We start from the raw sequence: 17,373 nt of genomic DNA, 5'->3' as shown, positions 1-17,373 counted from the left end.
CTGCGTTGCCGAGCTTGACCTGCCAATGAGGCAGGCGCTGCGCTCGGGCGCCTTGCCGCAACGTCTGTGAGGACTCGAACGCGAACCGCGAGAGGTTGTGCAGAGCTTCCCTGCCACGGCTGTGACCGGCTGAATGCCTGAACCGCGGGCACACGCCCGGTATTCGGGCGTGCCGCGGGCCCTGGCCGGTTGCAAACGCGCCGGCTACGCCGTTTGCGCGGCCCGCCTGTTGTGTTCACGTTCAGCCGCAGCCGCGCTGCGATTCATCGAGCGCACAAAAAGAAAGCCGCACGATGGCGGCTTTCTTCTTAACGGTTATGCGTCGTGCGAGCGCTTAGAAGCGACGCGGACCGCGCGGACGATCGTCGCGCGGACGGGCTTCGTTCACCCGCAGGGTGCGACCACCGAGATCCTTGTTGTTCATGCCTTCGATGGCCTGTTTGGCATCGTTGTCGTCCGGCATTTCCACGAAGCCGAAGCCGCGCGAACGGCCGGTCTCGCGGTCCATGATCACCTTGGCCGACGATACTTCACCGAACGCTTCGAAAGCGCCCCGGAGTTCGTCGTCATTGGTGTTCCACGACAGATTGCCCACGTAAATATTCATCTCGACTGATCCTAGCGATACCGTGTCATTATTTCTGAAAAACCGTACGGACTCGTCAACGACACCAAACTAAGACCAACGGAGAACGGCCAAGCCGAACAATTCCGAGTCTACATATTTTTCGCTGCTTGCAATAGCTCAATGCGAAAAAAATTTCAAGCATTCCAAACCGCCCGCAAGCCGGCGTGTCCGGCCGTTGCGGCGGTGTGACGTAATGCTAGCTGCAATTCGGCTTGTTGGGCGCCTGCTGGTAGAGCTGCATGGCCTGGTTCATGTGGCTCTCCAGATTGTTGATCCGGTGCTGGTTGGACGGATGGGTCGACATGAATTCGGCCGGCTTTTCGCCGCCGGCCGCGGCCATGTTCTGCCAGAGCGCAACCGACTCACGCGGGTCGAAACCGGCCCGCGCCATCAGTTCCAGCCCGATCGTATCGGCTTCGCTTTCCTGGGTACGCGAAAACGGCAGCAGGATGCCCACTTGCGCGCCGAGGCCGAGCGCCGACATCACGGCCTGGTTGCCGCCCCCGCCGGAGCCACCCAGAAAGGCCGATACCACCTGCAGACCGCCCTGGGTCGCGGCCTGCTGCGATACGCGTTCGTTGCCGTGGTCGGCTAGTACGTGCCCGACCTCGTGACCGATGACCGCGGCTAGCTGATCGTCGGTCTTGGCCACGTCCAGCAGGCCGGAGTAAACGCCGATTTTGCCGCCGGGCAGCGCGAAGGCGTTGACCTGGTCGTCCTTGAATACCGTGACTTCCCATTCGCCGCCGGTCACGCGCGTGATCGCGTCGGCCACGCACTTCACGTAGCGATTGTCCGCAGTGCTGGTATCGATCGGCTCTTCCTGCTTCATCTGCTGATAGCTCTGGATGCCCATCTGCGCAATCTTCTCCTCGGAAAAGAGCTTGAGCTGGTTGCGCCCGGTGGGCGAGGTCGCACAGGCAACCAGCAGCAGCAGTAGCGAAGCGACGTAGATTCGACGCATGGTCGGTTTTCTCCCGAAAGCGGGCCGTAAAACGGCGGTTGCTCGTGTCTGACAGGCATAGATTCTAGCGCGACGAGCTTGCGCGTCCATGAATGCCCGGCCGGGCGTCACGGCGCATTGGTTACAATGCGCGCCATGGATGACGTATCGACAATTCTCGACTCTTTGAACGAAGCCCAGCGTGAAGCGGTGGGCGCGCCGCCGGGGCATATGCGCGTACTTGCAGGCGCGGGCTCGGGCAAGACTCGGGTCTTGATTCATCGTATCGCCTGGTTGATCGGCGTCGAGGGCGTATCGCCGCAGTCGATCCTGGCCGTCACCTTCACCAACAAGGCGGCGGGCGAAATGCGCGCCCGGCTCGAGCCGATGCTGCGCGTACCCGCACGGGCGCTGTGGGTGGGCACCTTTCACGGCATCGCCCACCGGCTGCTACGCCTGCATTTCAAGGAAGCCAAGCTGCCCCAGGCGTTTCAGATCATCGATTCGGACGATCAGTACCGGCTGGTGCGGCGCACGCTCAAGAATCTGGAAATGGACGAGCAGCGCTGGCCGCCGCGCCAGATGCAGGGCTTCATCAACAGCTGCAAGGAGGCCGCCGAGCGCCCGCGCGATCTGGCCGATACCGGCGACTATGCCCGCAGCCAGATGATTCGTGTCTATCAGGCCTATGAAAGCGCGCGCGAATCGGCCGGCCTCGTGGACTTTCCAGAGCTGCTGCTGCGCGCCTACGAAACCTGTCGCGACAACGCCGACCTGCTGGCGCATTACCGGCGGCGTTTCAGCCATATCCTGGTCGACGAATTCCAGGATACGAACGCGCTGCAATATGGCTGGATCCGCCTGCTGGCCGGCGATAGCGGCAAGGTGTTCATCGTCGGCGACGACGATCAGTCCATTTATTCCTGGCGCGGCGCGCGGGTCGACAACATCCTGCGCTTCGAGGAAGACTTCAAGAACACTGCCACCGTACGCCTGGAGCAGAACTATCGCTCCACGGGCACGATCCTGGGCGCGGCCAATGGCCTGATTGGCCACAACCTCACCCGTCTGGGCAAGGAGCTGTGGACCGCCGGTGCCGATGGCGAGCCGATCGATATCTATGCGGCCTTCAACGAGTACGACGAAGCCCAGCATGTCGTCACCCGCATCCAGAACTGGATCGCCGACGGCGGCAAGCGCTCGGATATTGCCATCCTCTATCGCTCCAACGCCCAGTCGCGCGTGCTCGAGGAGCGGCTGATCGCGGCCGAGATTTCCTATCGTATCTACGGCGGTCAGAAGTTCTTCGAGCGTGCCGAGATCAAGGATGCGCTGGCCTATATGCGGCTGCTGCAGTCCCGATCGGACGATGCGGCCTTCGAGCGCATCGTCAACACGCCCACCCGGGGTATCGGCGCGACCACCGTCGACAAGATCCGCAGCCATGCCCGTGCTGGCGCGATGAGCCTGTGGCAGGCCGCTTTCGACCTGGCCGAGAATGGGCTACCGGCCCGTGCCGGCAAGATGGTCATGGCCTTCATCGAACTCATCGATACGCTGGACGCCGAGATCGAGGGCATGGCCCTGCACGAAATCGCCGAAAAGGTGATCGTGACCACCGGCCTCAAGGCGCACCACGGCAAGGGCGGCGACGAAAAAGCCGAAGGCCGCAAGGAAAACCTAGACGAACTGGTGTCTGCCGCGCGCGCCTATGCGGCCGATGACGACGACACCATGGACGAGATCACCCAGTTCCTGGCCTATGCCTCGCTGGAAGCCGGCGAGAATCAGGCCGGCGAATGGGATGAGTCGGTCCAGCTGATGACCCTGCACTCGGCCAAGGGCCTCGAGTTTCCGCTGGTGTTCATGGTGGGCCTTGAAGAAGGCCTTTTCCCGCATCAGCGCTCGGTCGACGACGACAACGGCCTCGAGGAAGAGCGCCGCCTGTGCTACGTCGGCATGACCCGGGCCATGGAGAAGCTGCATATCTCGCATGCCGAGGTACGGCGCCTGCACGGCAGCGAGAATCTGTGCGCGCCGTCGCGTTTTCTGCGCGAGATTCCGGCGGATTTCCTGCGCGAAGTACGCCCGCAGGCGGGTATCAGCCAGCCGGTGTTTCGTCCGGGCAGTATCGCCAAGTCCGAACAGCGCGCGGCCGGGCTGTCGCTCGGCCAGCGGGTCGCGCACAAGAAATTCGGCCAGGGCACGGTGCTGGCCTTCGAGGGGGATGGCGCCCGTGCCCGGATTCAGGTCAACTTCGACGGGGTGGGCAGCAAGTGGCTGATCGCCGGCTATGCCAAACTCGATCCGGTATGACTTGATCGGTAACTAAAAAAACCGCGCTCGGGGGCGCGGCCATTGGGGGAAGCGATATGGGATTGGGCCGTTTGCGGGCATGCGGGGCGTCCTGCCTGCTGTTTTCTACGATGTTCTGGATCGCGCCGGTGTGCGCGCAGGCCGACGACGCGCAGGCGCCGCAGCCACTGGCGTTTTCGGATCAGTCGCCCACGGTCGCGATCTACGGGCTGCCGCGCGCGGACGGCTATACCGTGGTCGAGCCCGGCGCCTGGCGGGGCGGACTACGGGTAGATTTCACCAGCCACTACACCGAACAGAACAGCGGCAACGAAAGCCTTTTGTTCGACGGCGAAACCACCCGTGCCGCGCTGGTATTCGAGCGTGGCCTGGCCAACGACTGGCAGGCCAGTATCGAAATACCGTTCGTCGACCATAGTGGTGGCTTTGCCGACGGGTTCATTGACGATTTCCACGATTTGTTCGGTTTTTCCGACGGCGGGCGGTCCGGCGCGCCCCGCGATCGCCAGTCGTTTCGATATGAGCGCGATGGCCGGGTTGCCCTCGATGTAAGCGATTCCCCGTCCGGCGTGGGCGATGTCAGGTTGGGCCTTAAAAAGCGCCTGGCCGGTTTCGGCGACTGGGGCATGGCACTTGCCGGCGAACTCAAGTTGCCGACCGGCGATGCCGATCGGCTGACCGGCAGCGGCGCGGCCGACGTATCGCTCTGGGGCACGATTGGCAACAACCAGAACGGTTTGTCGCGTTGGCGCATGCTCGCCGGCGTGGGTGGCCTGTATTCGGGCGAAGGTGATGTGCTCGAAGACCAGCGCGTACAGGAAGTCGCCTTCGGCTGGGCCACGCTGGGGTATGCGGTGCTGCCCTCGGTCGTGGTCAAGGTACAGGGCTATGCGCATAGCCCGTTCTATGAAGATACCGATATCGAAGCGCTCGACGGCACCGCGGTGTCCGGCGCGCTGGGCGTGGACTGGCAGCTCAGCGAGCGTTCGCGCATGGAATTTGCGATTATCGAAGATCTGAACACCGGGGTTTCGCCGGATGTGAGTTTTCTGCTGGGTTTGCGCCACGGTTTCTGACGCGGCCCCGCTGAATGGGGGAGCCAATGAATAATCGTTATTTCCAGGCGCTGCGGTATCTCGCCGGCCTAGCGATGCTGGGTGTCCTGCTATGCGGCATGCCAGCACTCGCCCAGCCGGGCGGCGTGCAAACGAGCACGCCGGATATCGTGGCCCAGGCCATGCCGGCAGGCGAACGCGGCGCGCGCTTGCGGGTGGGCACAAAACACGCGCCGCCGTTCGTGGTGGATAGCGGCGACGGCCGTTTTTCCGGCGTGAGTATCGTGCTCTGGCAGGCGGTCGCCCAACGTCTGGGCATCGAATACGATTACGTGCCGAGTGATCTGGCCGGGCTGTTCAGCGGCCTCGAAGACGGCGACCTGGATCTGTCGGTTGCGGCACTGACGGTCACCGCGCCCCGCGAAGCCCATATCGATTTTTCCTACCCGTTCTATTCGACCGGCCTCGCGATCGCCGTACCCGCGAATGACGGCAGTGCGGTTTGGGCCACGCTGCGACGCTTTTTTTCCTGGCAGTTCTTCACCGCGCTCGCCGGCCTGGCCATCGTGTTGTTGGCCGTGGGCGTGATCATCTGGCTGTTCGAGCGGCGAGCCAACGCCGAGGAATTCGGCGGCAGTACCGCCCAGGGACTGGGCAGCGGCTTCTGGTGGGCCGCAGTAACCATGACCACGGTCGGCTACGGCGACAAGGCGCCCAAAACGCTGGGCGGGCGGCTCATCGGTCTGGTCTGGATGTTCGCCGCGATCATCATCATTTCCAGCTTCACCGCGGCGATTGCCACGTCGCTGACCGTCGATCGGCTGTCCTCGGGCATCAAGGGCGTACAGGATCTGGCCGATGCACGGGTGGTCACGGTGGAGGGCTCGGCTGCGGCCGAGGCCCTGCGCGATCGTGGCATCGCCTTCAGCGCACGGCCCGAGCTAGAAGACGGGCTTGCCGCATTGTCGGCGGGCCGGGTCGATGCCGTGGTCTACGATGCGCCGCTGCTCAACTACCGGGTGAAAAACGAATACGGCGATACCTTGAGCGTGCTGGAGTCGATCTTCGACCGGCAGGACTACGCATTTGCACTGCCCGAGGGCAGCGACCTGCGCGAACCCATCAACCGCGCGATTCTGGAGTATCTGGCCAGCGATGCCTGGCGCGATACCTTGACCCAGTATCTGGGCAGCCAACCTTAGGCAGAAGGCCGCAATTCGCGCTCGGCGGCAGGCAAGACCGCTGCCGAGCCGCGCCTAGTTCTTGGCTCGCATCACCAGCGTATCAATACGGTTTTCGCGCAGCCGTTTGAGGATCTTGTTGAGCTCGCTCGACGAGCTGATGGTATTGCTTTGCACGCGATAGACCGTCTTGCCCGAAGGCAGGTCCACTTCCACCGTCTTGGCGGCCAGTCCAAGCATGCCCAGTTCGGCCTTGCGGCGTTCTGCATCGGCCGGGGTGGAGAAGGAGCCGGCCTGGATGATAAAGCGTCCCGGCTCTTCGACCTTGGGCGTGGTCGGCTGCGGCTTGTTGGAGGCCGGCTGCTCGACTTCAGCGGCGCTGGGCGGCGCGCTGTGCGAGGCGGAGCGACTCTTTTTCTCCGGATATTCCTCTTCCGGGATCACCACTTCATAGTTCGGCAGCATCTTGTAGAAGGAAAAGCGTGGCTCCTCTTCCTCGGCTTCGGGCTCGGCCGGGGCGGCCGCCTTTGCCGACTGCGAGGATTCGTCCTTGCTGCTCTTCTCCGGCATGGCGATTTTTATCTGCTCGCGCGCCAGATCGCCGCCGGGGCGTGCGAACACATAGAACACCGCAGCCACGGTCAGACCGATACACAGCCCGCAGATCATCCATACCCAGCCCGGCGGGCCGCCGCCCTTGGTGCGCTTGGTCGGCGTGGGTCGCGCGGCCGGCTGGCGGCGCGTGGGCTTGCGCTTGCCGTTATTCGAGGAAGAACTGCCCGGTCGGCCGGAATAATCTCGCGCCATTACATCTGCTCCGGTGCGTCCACGCCCAACAGCTTAAGCCCGTTGACCAGTACCTGTCGTGTGGCGAACACCAGCGCCAGGCGCGCGTTGCGCAGGGCGGCGTCGTCGACCAGGAACTGCTGGGCGTTGTAGTAACTATGAAAGGCATCGGCCAGATCGCGCAGATAATGCGCCACGGCCTGGGGTGCGAAATCCGCGGCAGCGGTTTCGATGAGTTCCGGAAAGCGGGAGATCGCGGTGATCAGGCGTTGTTCGTGGGCGCTGTCGAGGCGCGCCAGATCCGCCGCTTCCCGGCTATAGGCCATGCCGCGATCGGCCAACTGGCCGTCGACGCTGCAAATACGCGCATGCGCATACTGGATGTAGTAGACCGGGTTCTCTTCGCTCTGGCTACGGGCCAGATCGATATCGAAGGTTTGCTGGGAATCCGGCTTGCGCGCGGCCAGGAAATAACGCGTCGCGTCGCGGCCCACCTCGTCGATAAGGTCGCGCAGCGTCACGTAGGAGCCGGCGCGCTTGGAGAGCTTCACTTCCTCGCCGCCGCGCATCACGGTGACCATCTGATGCAGCACGTAGTCCGGCCAGCCTTTGGGGATGCCGATATCCAGAGCCTGCAGTCCGGCGCGTACGCGGGCGATGGTGCCGTGGTGGTCCGCGCCCTGTTCGTTGATCGCGCGGGTGTAGCCGCGTTCCCATTTCGCCACGTGATAAGCCACGTCCGGCACGAAATAGGTATAGCCGCCCCCGGCCTTGCGCATGACGCGATCCTTGTCGTCACCGAAGTCCGTGGTCTTGAGCCACAGCGCGCCGTCCGCCTCGTAGGTATGGCCGGCCGCGACCAGCGCCTCGACCGTGCGCTCGACCCGGCCTTCGCTATAGAGCGCCGATTCGAGCGAGTAGACATCGAAATCCACTGCGAAAGCCTTGAGGTCGGCGTCCTGTTCGCGGCGCAGATAGGCCACGGCGAATTCGCGGATCGCGTCGATATCGTCGGCATCCGCGGCGCCGGTAACTTCACGATCGTCCGCGGCAACCGTTTCGCCGGCAAGATAGGCCGCGGCCACGTCGGCGATATAGTCGCCGCGATAACCGTCGGCGGGCCAGGCGTCGTCTTCGGGAGTGACGCCCCTGGCTCGCGCCTGAACGGAAACGGCGAGGTTGGCGATCTGGGCGCCCGCATCGTTGTAATAGAACTCACGCGTGACCTCGAAGCCGGTGGCCTCGAACAGTCGCGCCAGACAGTCGCCGACTGCCGCGCCGCGACCGTGACCGACATGCAGCGGCCCGGTGGGGTTGGCCGAGACGAACTCGATCATCACCTGCTGGCCGGCGCCGGTATCGCTTTGCCCATAGGCCGTACCGGCCGCGAGCACGTCATCGATGGCTGCGCGAAACGCCGCGTGCGCCAGAAAGAAGTTGATGAAGCCCGGCCCGGCGATCTCGACCCGATCGATACGCGCATCGTCGGCGAGCGTGTCGATGATCGTCTGGGCGATCTCGCGCGGGTTGCGGCGCAGCGTCTTGGTCAGCGTCATCGCGATATTGCTGGCGAAGTCGCCGTGGGCGGCATCGCGGGTGCGCTCCACATGCGGCGCATCGGGGGTGTCGATATCGGGCCAGGCGCGGGTGACGGCGTCGGCAAGCAGATCCTGAACGAGACGTTTCACGGTGGTTTCGATAGGCGGTCGCAAGAATGACCGCGCAGTCTAACGCGCGCGCTCACGCCCGGCCATGTCTGGGCCATGACCGGCCGGGCCGATAATCGCTTTGGGCTAGAGCAGGTCCTGCGGATCGACGTCGATCGACCAGCGCACCCGGCGTGCGCCGGGCAGTTCGCCGAGCACGCGCTGCCAGTGGTCCAGGGCCGGGTGCAGGCGTGCCCGATGGCTGGCATGCAGCAGCAGATGGGCCCGAAAGCGCCCGGCCCGGCGCTGCATGGGCGCGGGTACGGGCCCCAGACAGGCGATCTGCTCGTCGGTGCGGATCGTGGCCGCGGCCTGCTCGAGAAACGCTGTGGGCGATTGCAGGTCGTGGGCTTCCGCACGCAGCAGGGCGAGATAGCCGAACGGCGGCAGCGCGGCTTCGCGGCGTTCGGCCAGCGCGGCCTGTGCGAAGGCATCGTAGCCGCCGGTGAGCAGGCGATGCAGCAGCGGGTGCTCCGGGTGGCGGGTCTGTAGCCACACCTCGCCGGGCAGGTCACCGCGCCCGGCGCGGCCGGCCACCTGGGTGACGAGCTGGGCCATATGCTCGGCGGCGCGAAAATCCGCCGAGAACAGGCCGCCGTCGACGTCGAGCACGGCGACACAGGTCAGGCGGGCGAAATCGTGGCCCTTGGCCAGCATCTGGGTGCCGACCAACAGCTGGGTGGCACCGCTGGCGACGTCGGCAAGCTGGCTTTCCAGCCGGCCCTTGCGCGCGACGCTATCGCGGTCGAAACGGGCCAGGCGAACGTCGGGAAAACGGCTGCGCAGCGCCCCGGCTACCCGTTCGGTGCCGGCCCCGAGCGCGATGAGCTCTTTCGAGCCACAGCTTGGGCATTGTGCCGGGCTGGGTTCGTGGGCGCCGCAGTGGTGGCATTGCAGGCGTGCGCCGCCGCCATGCAGGGTCAACGGCGCATCGCAGCGCGCGCAGGGCGCGATCCAGCCGCAGTCGTGACAGGACAGCGCCGGCGCATAGCCGCGGCGATTGATGAATACCATCACCTGATTGCCGGCGCCGAGATGGCGTTCGATATGCCCGAGCATGGGGTCGGACAGCCCGCCCAGCAGCGGTCGCGAGCGGATATCGATCACCCGCACCGGCGGCAGTGCCGCGCCGGTGGCGCGTTCGGCCAGCTTGAGATGCGTGAACCGGCCGTGCTGGGCGTTGTGCAGGCTTTCCAGGGCCGGCGTGGCGCTGCCGAGCACGATCGGAATATCGCGCTGCTGGGCACGGCGCAGGGCCACGTCGCGCGCGTGATAGCGAAAGCCATCCTGCTGCTTGTAGGAGCCGTCGTGCTCTTCATCCACCACGATCAACCCGAGCCGCGGCATGGGGGTGAACACCGCCGATCGGGTGCCGATGACGATATCCGCGTCGCCGGCGCGGGCCGCCCGCCATACATCGGCGCGTTCGCCGTCGCTGCGCTGGGAGTGCAGCACGCCGATGGTGGCATCGAAGCGGGTACGCAGGCGTTCGATCAGCTGGGGCGTCAGCCCGATTTCCGGGGCCAGAAACAGAACCTGACGACGGGCGGCCAGCGCTTCGGCCATCTGCCGGCAATACACTTCGGTCTTGCCGCTGCCGGTCACGCCTTCCAGCAGGGTAGGGTGAAAGCCGGTGCTGCGTCGGGCGAGCTGTTCGACTGCCTCGCGTTGCCTGTCCGTAAGGGTGGGCGCATGGCCCGCGCTGCCGTGTTCGAGCGCGCCCGGCAGGTCGACTTCCTCGATCAGGCCGCGTTGCTGCAGGGCCTTGAGCGGCGCATGGATCGAGCCGAAGCGGGCGAGCAGATGCGAGTGCGCCACGGCATGTTCGCCGGTACGAATGGCGTCGAGCAGTTCATGCTGGCGTTTGGCGTGCGCGGCCGGTTCGTTTGTGCCGGTCGCGGCGACAGCCCGCCAGCCGCGGTGGCGGTTCGGGGTCTGGTCTGTTCTTGCCCGGCGTAGCGCGACCGGCAAGGCGGTGGCAAGCGCCTCGCCGACCGGGTGGTGGTAATAGCGCGCCGCCCAGCGCAGCAGCGCCAACAGTTCATCGTCGAATACCGGCGCGTCATCCAGGCGGGTTTCGATCGGACGCAGGCGCGATGTGGGCAGCTCGCTTTCAACGCCGGCTTCGATGACGATGCCGACCAGTCGGCGCCTGCCGAATCGTACCAGGACACGGCTGCCAATCGGGGTCGCGTCTTGGGCGTCTAGATCGAGATAATCGAAGCCGCCATATAAGGGCACGGGCACGGCCACGCGCAGGATCGGCGGTGTTTCTACGCCGCTCATCAACGGTTTACGGCCTGTGGATAAAATCGTGGATGAATTTCTGCGAGTGCGCTGCCGCGACCGCTCAAATCGCTTGCGTTGCTCGAAAGTTCGTAAAAAACTCCAGTTTTAACAGTCATATACGAGAAATCGCGCTCAATGTGCGCTGCAGCAAAATCGCGTGTGCGATCTTTTGCGCCCTGTGAATATGTGGATAAACAACTCAGGGCCCGTCTTAAAGGCCGCCATAACGGCGTTGCGCCGCTGCCGTTGGCTGTGGATGAGGCGTGCGTCATCGCGCAAGGCTGCCTAGTTCGTCCAGCATCGCCAGCGTGAGGCCCCACAGCCGCTGACCGTCGCCACAGTCATAGCAGGGCATGCCAACGCTCAGCCGGCCGACGTGCCAGCGCATGGTCCGGCGGTTGGCGGGCTCATCAAGCCAGGCCAGCGCGAGCCAGCGGGTGGCGGCGATCTCGTGATTGAGCACCGGCTCGATACGTTGTTCCAGCCGGTAGACGAACGGGGACACCACCATCGGCGCGCGGCGCCGGTGGTCGAGCGTCAGCCGGTCGTTGAGGCGGCCGATGCCGTGCGCGCGGGTGATGTGCAGGCCGACTTCCTCGCCGGTTTCGCGACAGGCCGCGCGCGAGGCGCTGGCTTCGTCCACTGGGTCCACGCGACCGCCGGGAAACGCCATATCGCCTGACCAGGGGTCGCCTTGTCGATGCGCGCGCAGCGCAAGCAGTACCTCGGCGCCCTGACGGGACTCGCGCAGGATCACGGCCACCGCAGCGCGTTTGAGGTGGCGCCTGAAGCGCAGGCGCCGCGCGGGATAGCCGGCGAGGGCGCGGGTGATGGGGGCGAGTTCGTGCATGGGCGAAGCTTAACCGGCTATATGCCGCACCAAGAAAAAAGCCGCCCGAAGGCGGCTTTTTCCGTCTTGGCCTAAACGCCCTAGAGCTGCTTGAGGCCGTTGGCCAGATCCGTACAGACCTGCTTCGCGTCGCCGAACACCATACGGGTGTTGTCGCCGAAGAACAGAGCGTTCTGTACGCCGGAGAAGCCGGTGCCCTTGCCGCGCTTGACGACGTAGACCTCGCGGGCCTTGTCGACGTCGAGAATCGGCATGCCGTAGATCGGGCTGGATTCGTCGGTACGCGCGGCCGGGTTGACCACGTCGTTGGCGCCGATGACCAGCGCCGCGTCCGCGTTCGGGAACTCGGCGTTGATTTCTTCCAGGTCGAAGATCTTGTCGTAGGGCACGCCGGCCTCGGCCAGCAGCACGTTCATGTGACCGGGCATACGGCCTGCCACAGGATGGATGGCGAACTTCACGTCCACGTCGTGCTCTTTTTCGAGCATCTGCACGAATTCCCAGAGCTTGTGCTGGGCCTGGGCCACGGCCAGACCGTAGCCGGGCACGATGATCAGGCTGTCGGAATAGGCGAACGATGCAGCCGCATCAAAGGCCTCGACCGACTTCATCTCGCCTTCCGGCCCGTCAGCCTCGGCGCCGTCGTCCACACCGAAGCCGGCGAACAGCACGTTCGAGATGGAACGATTCATGCCGTTGGCCATGAGCAGCGTGAGCAGCGTACCGGCGGCACCTACGACGGTACCGGCGATGATCATCGCCGCGTTGCCGAGCACGAAGCCTTCAAACGCCACGGCCAGGCCGGTGAAGGCGTTGTACATGGAAATGACCACCGGCATATCGGCGCCGCCGATCGGGTTGGTCAGCAGTACGCCGAACACCAGGCAGAGCGCAAAGAAGATCGTGACCAGCACCGGCGCGCTGCCGGCCGACATCAAGATCCACAGGCCCAGCAGCACGATCACCAGGGCCGCGCCGCCGTTGATCATCTGCTGTGCCGGCAGACGGATCGTCTTGCTCATCTTGCCTTCGAGCTTGGCCCAGGCGATCAGCGAGCCGGAGAACGACACGCCACCAATCAGCGCGCCGAGTACGGCCAGAATGAGTACGGTCGTGCCGTGCTCGAAGGCCCGCCCCGAGTACATCTCGATGAGCGCGATGGCTGCGGCCGCGCCGCCGCCCATGCCGTTATACAACGCCACCATCTGCGGCATGCCGGTCATTTCGACCTTCTTGCCGGTGTACCAGGCGCCCGCGCCGCCGATTACGATCGCGAGGATCATCAGCACGTAGCGGAAGAAGCCGGCTTCCATGGCCGGGTGCCAGAGCGTGACCACGGTGGCCAGGGCCATGCCGATGCCGGCCCACTTGATACCGCTCTTGGCGGTCTTGGGCGAGCCCATGCGTTTGAGGCCGATGATGAACAATACGGCCGCAACGAAATAACTCGCGTCTACGGTAAATTCCCAGAAACTCATATTCGGTAACCTTTTCGTGTGCTCGTTCTTGTAATGGGATCAGCGAGGATCAGTCCTTGGAGGACTTGAACATTTCGAGCATGCGCTCGGTCACGACATAACCGCCGACCGCGTTGCCGGCCGCCAGAATCACGCCGATAAAGCCGATCAGCGTCTCCCAGAAGCCGTCGGCATGGCCGAGTGCGACCATGGCGCCGACGAGCACGATCCCGTGCACGAAGTTGGAACCCGACATGAGCGGGGTATGCAGAATGGCCGGTACACGGCCGATGATCTCGTAGCCGGTGAAGGCCGCGAGCATGAAAATATAGAGTGCGACAAAACCTGTAATCACTGTCTTTTCTCCCGAAAGATGATGAGCCGGTGGGCGAAGGCCTAGGCGTTGCCTTCGAGCGCCTTCTTGGCGGCTTCGTTGACGGTTTCGCCGTCGTGCGTCAGCGCGGACTTGGCCAGGATTTCGTCATCCCAGTTGATTTCGAGCTTGCGCGTCTTGTCGGCCGGCTTGGCGTCGTCCTGACCTTCTTCCTCGATCACGATCAGCTGCAGGAAGTTGAACAGGTTCTGGGCATACATCTCGCTGGCGTGTTCGGCCAGCAGGGCCGGTACGTTGGACGGCCCGTAGATGGTCACGCTGCCGTGGGTGACGACTTCGTCGGGCTGGGTCAGCTCGCAGTTGCCGCCGCCGGAGGCGCCGAGGTCGATCAGCACCGAGCCGGGCTTCATGGCATCGACCATGGCCTTGGAGATGATCTTGGGCGCCGGCTTGCCGGGCACCGCCGCAGTGGTGATCACGGCGTCGGCATCGGCCATGTTCTTTTCCAGCATCTGCTGCTGCTTCTTCTTTTCCTCGTCGGTCAGCTCGCGGGCATAGCCGCCCTCGGCTTCGGCCTTGACGCCCTCGGCCATGAGGAAGTCCGCGCCCAGCGACTCGACCTGTTCCTTGGTGTCGGTACGCACGTCATAGGCGAACACCTTGGCGCCCAGGCGCTTGGAGGTGGCAATCGCCTGCAGGCCGGCCACGCCGGCGCCGATGACCAGCACCTTGGCCGGGCGGATGGTGCCGGCGGCCGTGGTCAGCATGGGCAGGAAGCGCTCCAGCGAGTTGGCTGCCATGAGCGCGGCCTTGTAGCCGGCCGCGGAGGCCTGCGAGGACAGAGCGTCCATCGACTGGGCACGGGTGATACGCGGCACCAGTTCCATGGCGAAGCTGGTTACGCCGGCGTCGTTGAGCGCCTTGACCGTATCCGGGTTGTTGTGGGCCTGCACGAAGCTGATCAGTACCGAGCCCTTCTTCATCTTGCCGATCGACTGCGCATCGGGCGCATTGACGGCCAGCACGACATCGGCGCCGAATACATCGTCGGCGTTGTCGGTGATCTGAACCGGTTCCTTGAAGGATTCGTCCGGGATACGGCTGCCTTCGCCGGCGCCCTTGGCGATCTTGAGATCGACGTTGAGTTTGGCCAGCTTGTCGGCCACCTTCGGCACCATGGCGACACGGGTCTCGCCACTGGCCGTTTCTTTCGGGACTGCGATAGTTACGCTCATGTCTTCCCTTGAATTTGTTCTAATGAATACCCGGCGCGGCGCGTTGGCACGGTGCAGACAGACGTGTCCGCCCATGAGCCGCAGGCCGGATTAACCCCGAAAGCAGTCTAACCTAAACCATTAGGCTTTCGTAGCATGGGCCGCTTGCGACGATTTCAGCGCCCCGGCGGGGTCACCGCGGTTTCGACGTAGTCCTGCGGAATGCTCAATCGTTGGCTCGACACCTCTTTATGGCTGACCTCCACCAGCTGGCGGCGTTCGCCGGTGTTGGTATCGGTAAAGCGGATCGGCATGCCGGCCAGGCTGAGATAGGGCAGGCCGGCGGTCTCGAAACCGGTGCCGGCCAGCAGCGTCTGCATTAGCGAGAACATGGAGGTCACGCTGGCAAAGGTGTCTGCGCTGATGCCCAGTGCCTTGGGCGTGGCCACGCATAGCGTTTCGGCGGGCTGGCCGTCGCGTACCACCTGCACCACCTCGCACTCCACGCCGGCGACATCTTCTTTGCGCCCGGTGCGGTCAAGGCCGATTTTCTGGTTACGGGTATCCAGGCCGGGTACCGACTGAAGCATGGCCGCACGTGCGGTGGCGCGCTGTGCCTCGGGCAGCTGCTGCACACGTTCCTCGATCTGGGCCCGCAGCGAATCCACCTGCTCGCGAATCACGCTGGCGGAGTCGCGGTCCAGGCGTGTGTAGGTGCGCTCACGCGGATCGACCGAAAAGATGGCCTTGGCATCCTCCTTGTAGAGCTGCCACTGCGGGCTCGCATCGTCGATGCGCACCGCGCCCGGGTGCATGTCGACGGTAAACGCGCCGCTGGCGCCCTGATAGGTCAGCGTGGTGTCGGCCTGGGCGATGCCCGCGACGGTGCTCAGGCCGGCCAGCAATGCAACGGCGGCCGTACGGCGGATTCGAATCATGGGCAGGGTCCTTGTAAACGGGATCGATAAAATACCGTGTCTCGGGGGCGACACGCAGCAGAACGAAGGCATGGTGCAGTACACTAGCGCCATGCTGCTCGTGGATGCCAGTGTCTACATTTTCCGGGCGTTCCACTCGCTGCCCTCGAGTTTGACCGGGCGCGATGAGCAGCCGCTGAATGCGGTCTACGGTTATACGACCTTTCTCGTGCAGCTACTCGCAGCCGATGACGATCCCCAGGTCGCGGCCGCGTTCGACGAATCGCTCACCAGCTCGTTTCGCAACCAGTTCTTTGCCGATTACAAGGCCAACCGGGAGTTGCCGCCGGCCGCGCTCGAGGCCCAGATCGGTGCCTGTCGCGAAATCACCGAAGCACTGGGTGTGGCTACGCTCTCCAGCCCGGTCTACGAGGCCGACGACCTGATCGGCACGCTGGCCAAAGACAGCGATACGCCGGTCACGATCGTGACCTCCGACAAGGATCTCGCCCAGATCATGGGCCCGGACGACATCCTGTGGGACTACGCCCGCGAAACCCGTTACCACTGTGCGGCGATCGAGGCCAAGTTCGGCGTGCCGCCCGCGCGTATTGCCGACTATCTGGCCCTGGTCGGCGACACCGTCGACAATATCCCCGGCGTGCCCGGCATCGGCGCCAAGACGGCGGCGTCGTTGCTCCAGCAGTTCAATGGCATCGATGCGCTGCTGGGCGATCTCGACGGCGTCGCCGCCAGCGGTCTGCGCGGGGCGAAATCTCTGGCAGCCAAGCTCGAAGCCCACGCCGAGCAGGTGCGCCTGTCCTATCGCTTGGCCACGATCGTGACCGATATCGATCTCGCGGGCGAGCAGCGCGACATCCGTCGGCGCGCACCCGATCACGAAAAGCTGAGTTCGATCTGCGACCGGCTCGGCGTGGGCGAGCGTCTGCGTAAACGCCTCGGTGTGGCCACTTCGTGATCGATTGGGCCGCGATCGACTCGGCTATCGCGAAAGCCCAGGGGGCGCCGTTTGCCGGCGAGCGACGCACGCGGCTGGGCGGCGGCTCGATCAATACCGCCTATCGGATCGAAGCCGGCGAGCGAAGCTATTTCGTCAAACTCAACCGCGCCGAACGCGAGACGATGTTCGCGGCGGAAGCGGCCGGCCTGGCCGAGTTGGGCCAGGCCGTGGGGCTGCGCGTGCCGCGCGTGATCGCCCAGGGTCGTGCCGGCGCCCATGCCTATCTCGTGCTTGAGCACATTGCACTCCATGCGCTGAGCCCGGCCGCGATGACGCGCCTGGGCGAGGCGCTGGCCGATATGCACGGCATTGTGGCAGCCCGCTATGGCTTCGAGCGCGACAACACCATCGGCACCAGCGCCCAGCCCAACGCCTGGCATGCCGAATGGCTGGAATTCTGGCGCGAGAACCGTCTCGCGGTGATGCTCGATGTGCTGGCGCCCCGGCATCGGGGTCTGGCGCGCGACGGCGATGCGCTGCTGGCCGTGCTCGACACGCTGCTGGCACGGCATCGGCCCGAGCCGTCGCTGGTTCACGGCGACCTGTGGGGCGGCAACGTCGGCATGGACGCAAACGGCGTGCCCGTGCTGTTCGATCCGGCCGTCTATTACGGCGATCGCGAAACGGATCTGGCCATGGCCGAGCTGTTTGGCGGCTTTTCGCCGCTGTTCTTCGA

General features: G+C 64.7%; 15 protein-coding genes. 5 read left to right on the top strand and 10 right to left on the bottom strand.

The features are described 5' to 3' along the window. Window positions 1-334: 334 nt before the first annotated feature. Both ABNU97_RS14075 and ABNU97_RS14070 read right to left on the bottom strand, forming a co-directional pair. Entirely contained in the window at window positions 335-607 is a 273-nt protein-coding gene (locus ABNU97_RS14075) for an RNA-binding protein (protein WP_006914093.1), read from the bottom strand. 217 nt (window positions 608-824) lie between these two features. Beyond that, window positions 825-1,592, bottom strand: a complete 768-nt coding sequence (locus tag ABNU97_RS14070) for a M48 family metallopeptidase (protein WP_348767321.1) — start codon at window positions 1,590-1,592, stop codon at window positions 825-827. Window positions 1,593-1,727: 135 nt separating this feature from the next. On the opposite strand from ABNU97_RS14070, the gene uvrD reads away from it, so the two are divergent. From uvrD to ABNU97_RS14055, 3 genes are read left to right on the top strand one after another with little or no spacing between them, the layout of a single operon-like run. Continuing rightward, window positions 1,728-3,887 carry a DNA helicase II gene (gene uvrD / locus ABNU97_RS14065; RefSeq protein ID WP_348767320.1) on the top strand — a complete coding sequence of 720 codons (2,160 nt, stop codon included), beginning with the start codon at window positions 1,728-1,730 and terminating at the stop codon, window positions 3,885-3,887. A 56-nt stretch (window positions 3,888-3,943) separates the two neighbouring features. Beyond that, window positions 3,944-4,963, top strand: a complete 1,020-nt coding sequence (locus ABNU97_RS14060) for a DUF3187 family protein (RefSeq protein ID WP_348767319.1) — start codon at window positions 3,944-3,946, stop codon at window positions 4,961-4,963. 26 nt (window positions 4,964-4,989) lie between these two features. Continuing rightward, window positions 4,990-6,144 carry a transporter substrate-binding domain-containing protein gene (locus ABNU97_RS14055; RefSeq protein WP_348767318.1) on the top strand — a complete coding sequence of 385 codons (1,155 nt, stop codon included), beginning with the start codon at window positions 4,990-4,992 and terminating at the stop codon, window positions 6,142-6,144. Between the two features lie 54 nt (window positions 6,145-6,198). On the opposite strand, the gene ABNU97_RS14050 is transcribed toward ABNU97_RS14055, so the two are convergent. From ABNU97_RS14050 to ABNU97_RS14015, 8 genes are all read right to left on the bottom strand, one after another. After that, window positions 6,199-6,930 (bottom strand): SPOR domain-containing protein, encoded by a 732-nt coding sequence (locus ABNU97_RS14050; RefSeq protein WP_348767317.1) that lies wholly within the window; start codon window positions 6,928-6,930, stop codon window positions 6,199-6,201. Next, window positions 6,930-8,576 (bottom strand): arginine--tRNA ligase, encoded by a 1,647-nt coding sequence (gene argS / locus ABNU97_RS14045; protein WP_348767322.1) that lies wholly within the window; start codon window positions 8,574-8,576, stop codon window positions 6,930-6,932. The genes ABNU97_RS14050 and argS overlap by 1 nt, the downstream gene beginning before the upstream one ends. Window positions 8,577-8,702: 126 nt before the next feature. Continuing rightward, window positions 8,703-10,901: a primosomal protein N' gene (locus ABNU97_RS14040; RefSeq protein ID WP_348767316.1), complete on the bottom strand. Its 2,199-nt coding sequence runs from the start codon at window positions 10,899-10,901 to the stop codon at window positions 8,703-8,705. A 271-nt stretch (window positions 10,902-11,172) separates the two neighbouring features. Further along, window positions 11,173-11,754 carry a CoA pyrophosphatase gene (locus tag ABNU97_RS14035; protein ID WP_348767315.1) on the bottom strand — a complete coding sequence of 194 codons (582 nt, stop codon included), beginning with the start codon at window positions 11,752-11,754 and terminating at the stop codon, window positions 11,173-11,175. An 80-nt stretch (window positions 11,755-11,834) separates the two neighbouring features. Then, window positions 11,835-13,232, bottom strand: coding sequence for an NAD(P)(+) transhydrogenase (Re/Si-specific) subunit beta (locus tag ABNU97_RS14030; RefSeq protein ID WP_348767314.1), 1,398 nt, complete (start codon window positions 13,230-13,232; stop codon window positions 11,835-11,837). 49 nt (window positions 13,233-13,281) lie between these two features. Then, a complete protein-coding gene (locus ABNU97_RS14025) occupies window positions 13,282-13,566 on the bottom strand; it encodes an NAD(P) transhydrogenase subunit alpha (RefSeq protein WP_006914082.1) in 285 nt (94 codons plus the stop codon). A gap of 41 nt (window positions 13,567-13,607) precedes the next feature. Further along, on the bottom strand, window positions 13,608-14,780 hold the full coding sequence (locus ABNU97_RS14020) for an NAD(P) transhydrogenase subunit alpha (protein ID WP_348767313.1): 1,173 nt from the start codon (window positions 14,778-14,780) through the stop codon (window positions 13,608-13,610). A 155-nt stretch (window positions 14,781-14,935) separates the two neighbouring features. Beyond that, window positions 14,936-15,697: a DUF4412 domain-containing protein gene (locus tag ABNU97_RS14015; protein WP_348767312.1), complete on the bottom strand. Its 762-nt coding sequence runs from the start codon at window positions 15,695-15,697 to the stop codon at window positions 14,936-14,938. Between the two features lie 70 nt (window positions 15,698-15,767). Here ABNU97_RS14015 and ABNU97_RS14010 point away from each other — a divergent pair, with 70 nt between their 5' ends. Both ABNU97_RS14010 and ABNU97_RS14005 read left to right on the top strand, forming a co-directional pair. Further along, a complete protein-coding gene (locus tag ABNU97_RS14010) occupies window positions 15,768-16,655 on the top strand; it encodes a 5'-3' exonuclease H3TH domain-containing protein (RefSeq protein ID WP_348767311.1) in 888 nt (295 codons plus the stop codon). Further along, a partial coding sequence (locus ABNU97_RS14005) for a fructosamine kinase family protein (protein ID WP_348767310.1) occupies window positions 16,652-17,373 on the top strand: 722 nt, incomplete at its 3' end. The genes ABNU97_RS14010 and ABNU97_RS14005, both read left to right, overlap by 4 nt.

The sequence above is a fragment of the uncultured Salinisphaera sp. genome (assembly GCF_964012375.1).
Taxonomy (GTDB): Bacteria; Pseudomonadota; Gammaproteobacteria; order Nevskiales; family Salinisphaeraceae; genus Salinisphaera.
Note: the sequence above shows the minus strand (reverse complement) of the source record. Positions and strands in the feature narration are given on the sequence as shown.

Coding starts and splice junctions, on each gene's coding strand:
- ABNU97_RS14075 (WP_006914093.1), bottom strand. CDS start 607: ATGAATATTTACGTGGGCAATCTGTCGTGGAACACCAATGACGACGAA.
- ABNU97_RS14070 (WP_348767321.1), bottom strand. CDS start 1,592: ATGCGTCGAATCTACGTCGCTTCGCTACTGCTGCTGCTGGTTGCCTGT.
- uvrD (WP_348767320.1), top strand. CDS start 1,728: ATGGATGACGTATCGACAATTCTCGACTCTTTGAACGAAGCCCAGCGT.
- ABNU97_RS14060 (WP_348767319.1), top strand. CDS start 3,944: ATGGGATTGGGCCGTTTGCGGGCATGCGGGGCGTCCTGCCTGCTGTTT.
- ABNU97_RS14055 (WP_348767318.1), top strand. CDS start 4,990: ATGAATAATCGTTATTTCCAGGCGCTGCGGTATCTCGCCGGCCTAGCG.
- ABNU97_RS14050 (WP_348767317.1), bottom strand. CDS start 6,930: ATGGCGCGAGATTATTCCGGCCGACCGGGCAGTTCTTCCTCGAATAAC.
- ABNU97_RS14040 (WP_348767316.1), bottom strand. CDS start 10,901: ATGAGCGGCGTAGAAACACCGCCGATCCTGCGCGTGGCCGTGCCCGTG.
- ABNU97_RS14035 (WP_348767315.1), bottom strand. CDS start 11,754: ATGCACGAACTCGCCCCCATCACCCGCGCCCTCGCCGGCTATCCCGCG.
- ABNU97_RS14030 (WP_348767314.1), bottom strand. CDS start 13,232: ATGAGTTTCTGGGAATTTACCGTAGACGCGAGTTATTTCGTTGCGGCC.
- ABNU97_RS14020 (WP_348767313.1), bottom strand. CDS start 14,780: ATGAGCGTAACTATCGCAGTCCCGAAAGAAACGGCCAGTGGCGAGACC.
- ABNU97_RS14015 (WP_348767312.1), bottom strand. CDS start 15,697: ATGATTCGAATCCGCCGTACGGCCGCCGTTGCATTGCTGGCCGGCCTG.
- ABNU97_RS14010 (WP_348767311.1), top strand. CDS start 15,768: ATGGTGCAGTACACTAGCGCCATGCTGCTCGTGGATGCCAGTGTCTAC.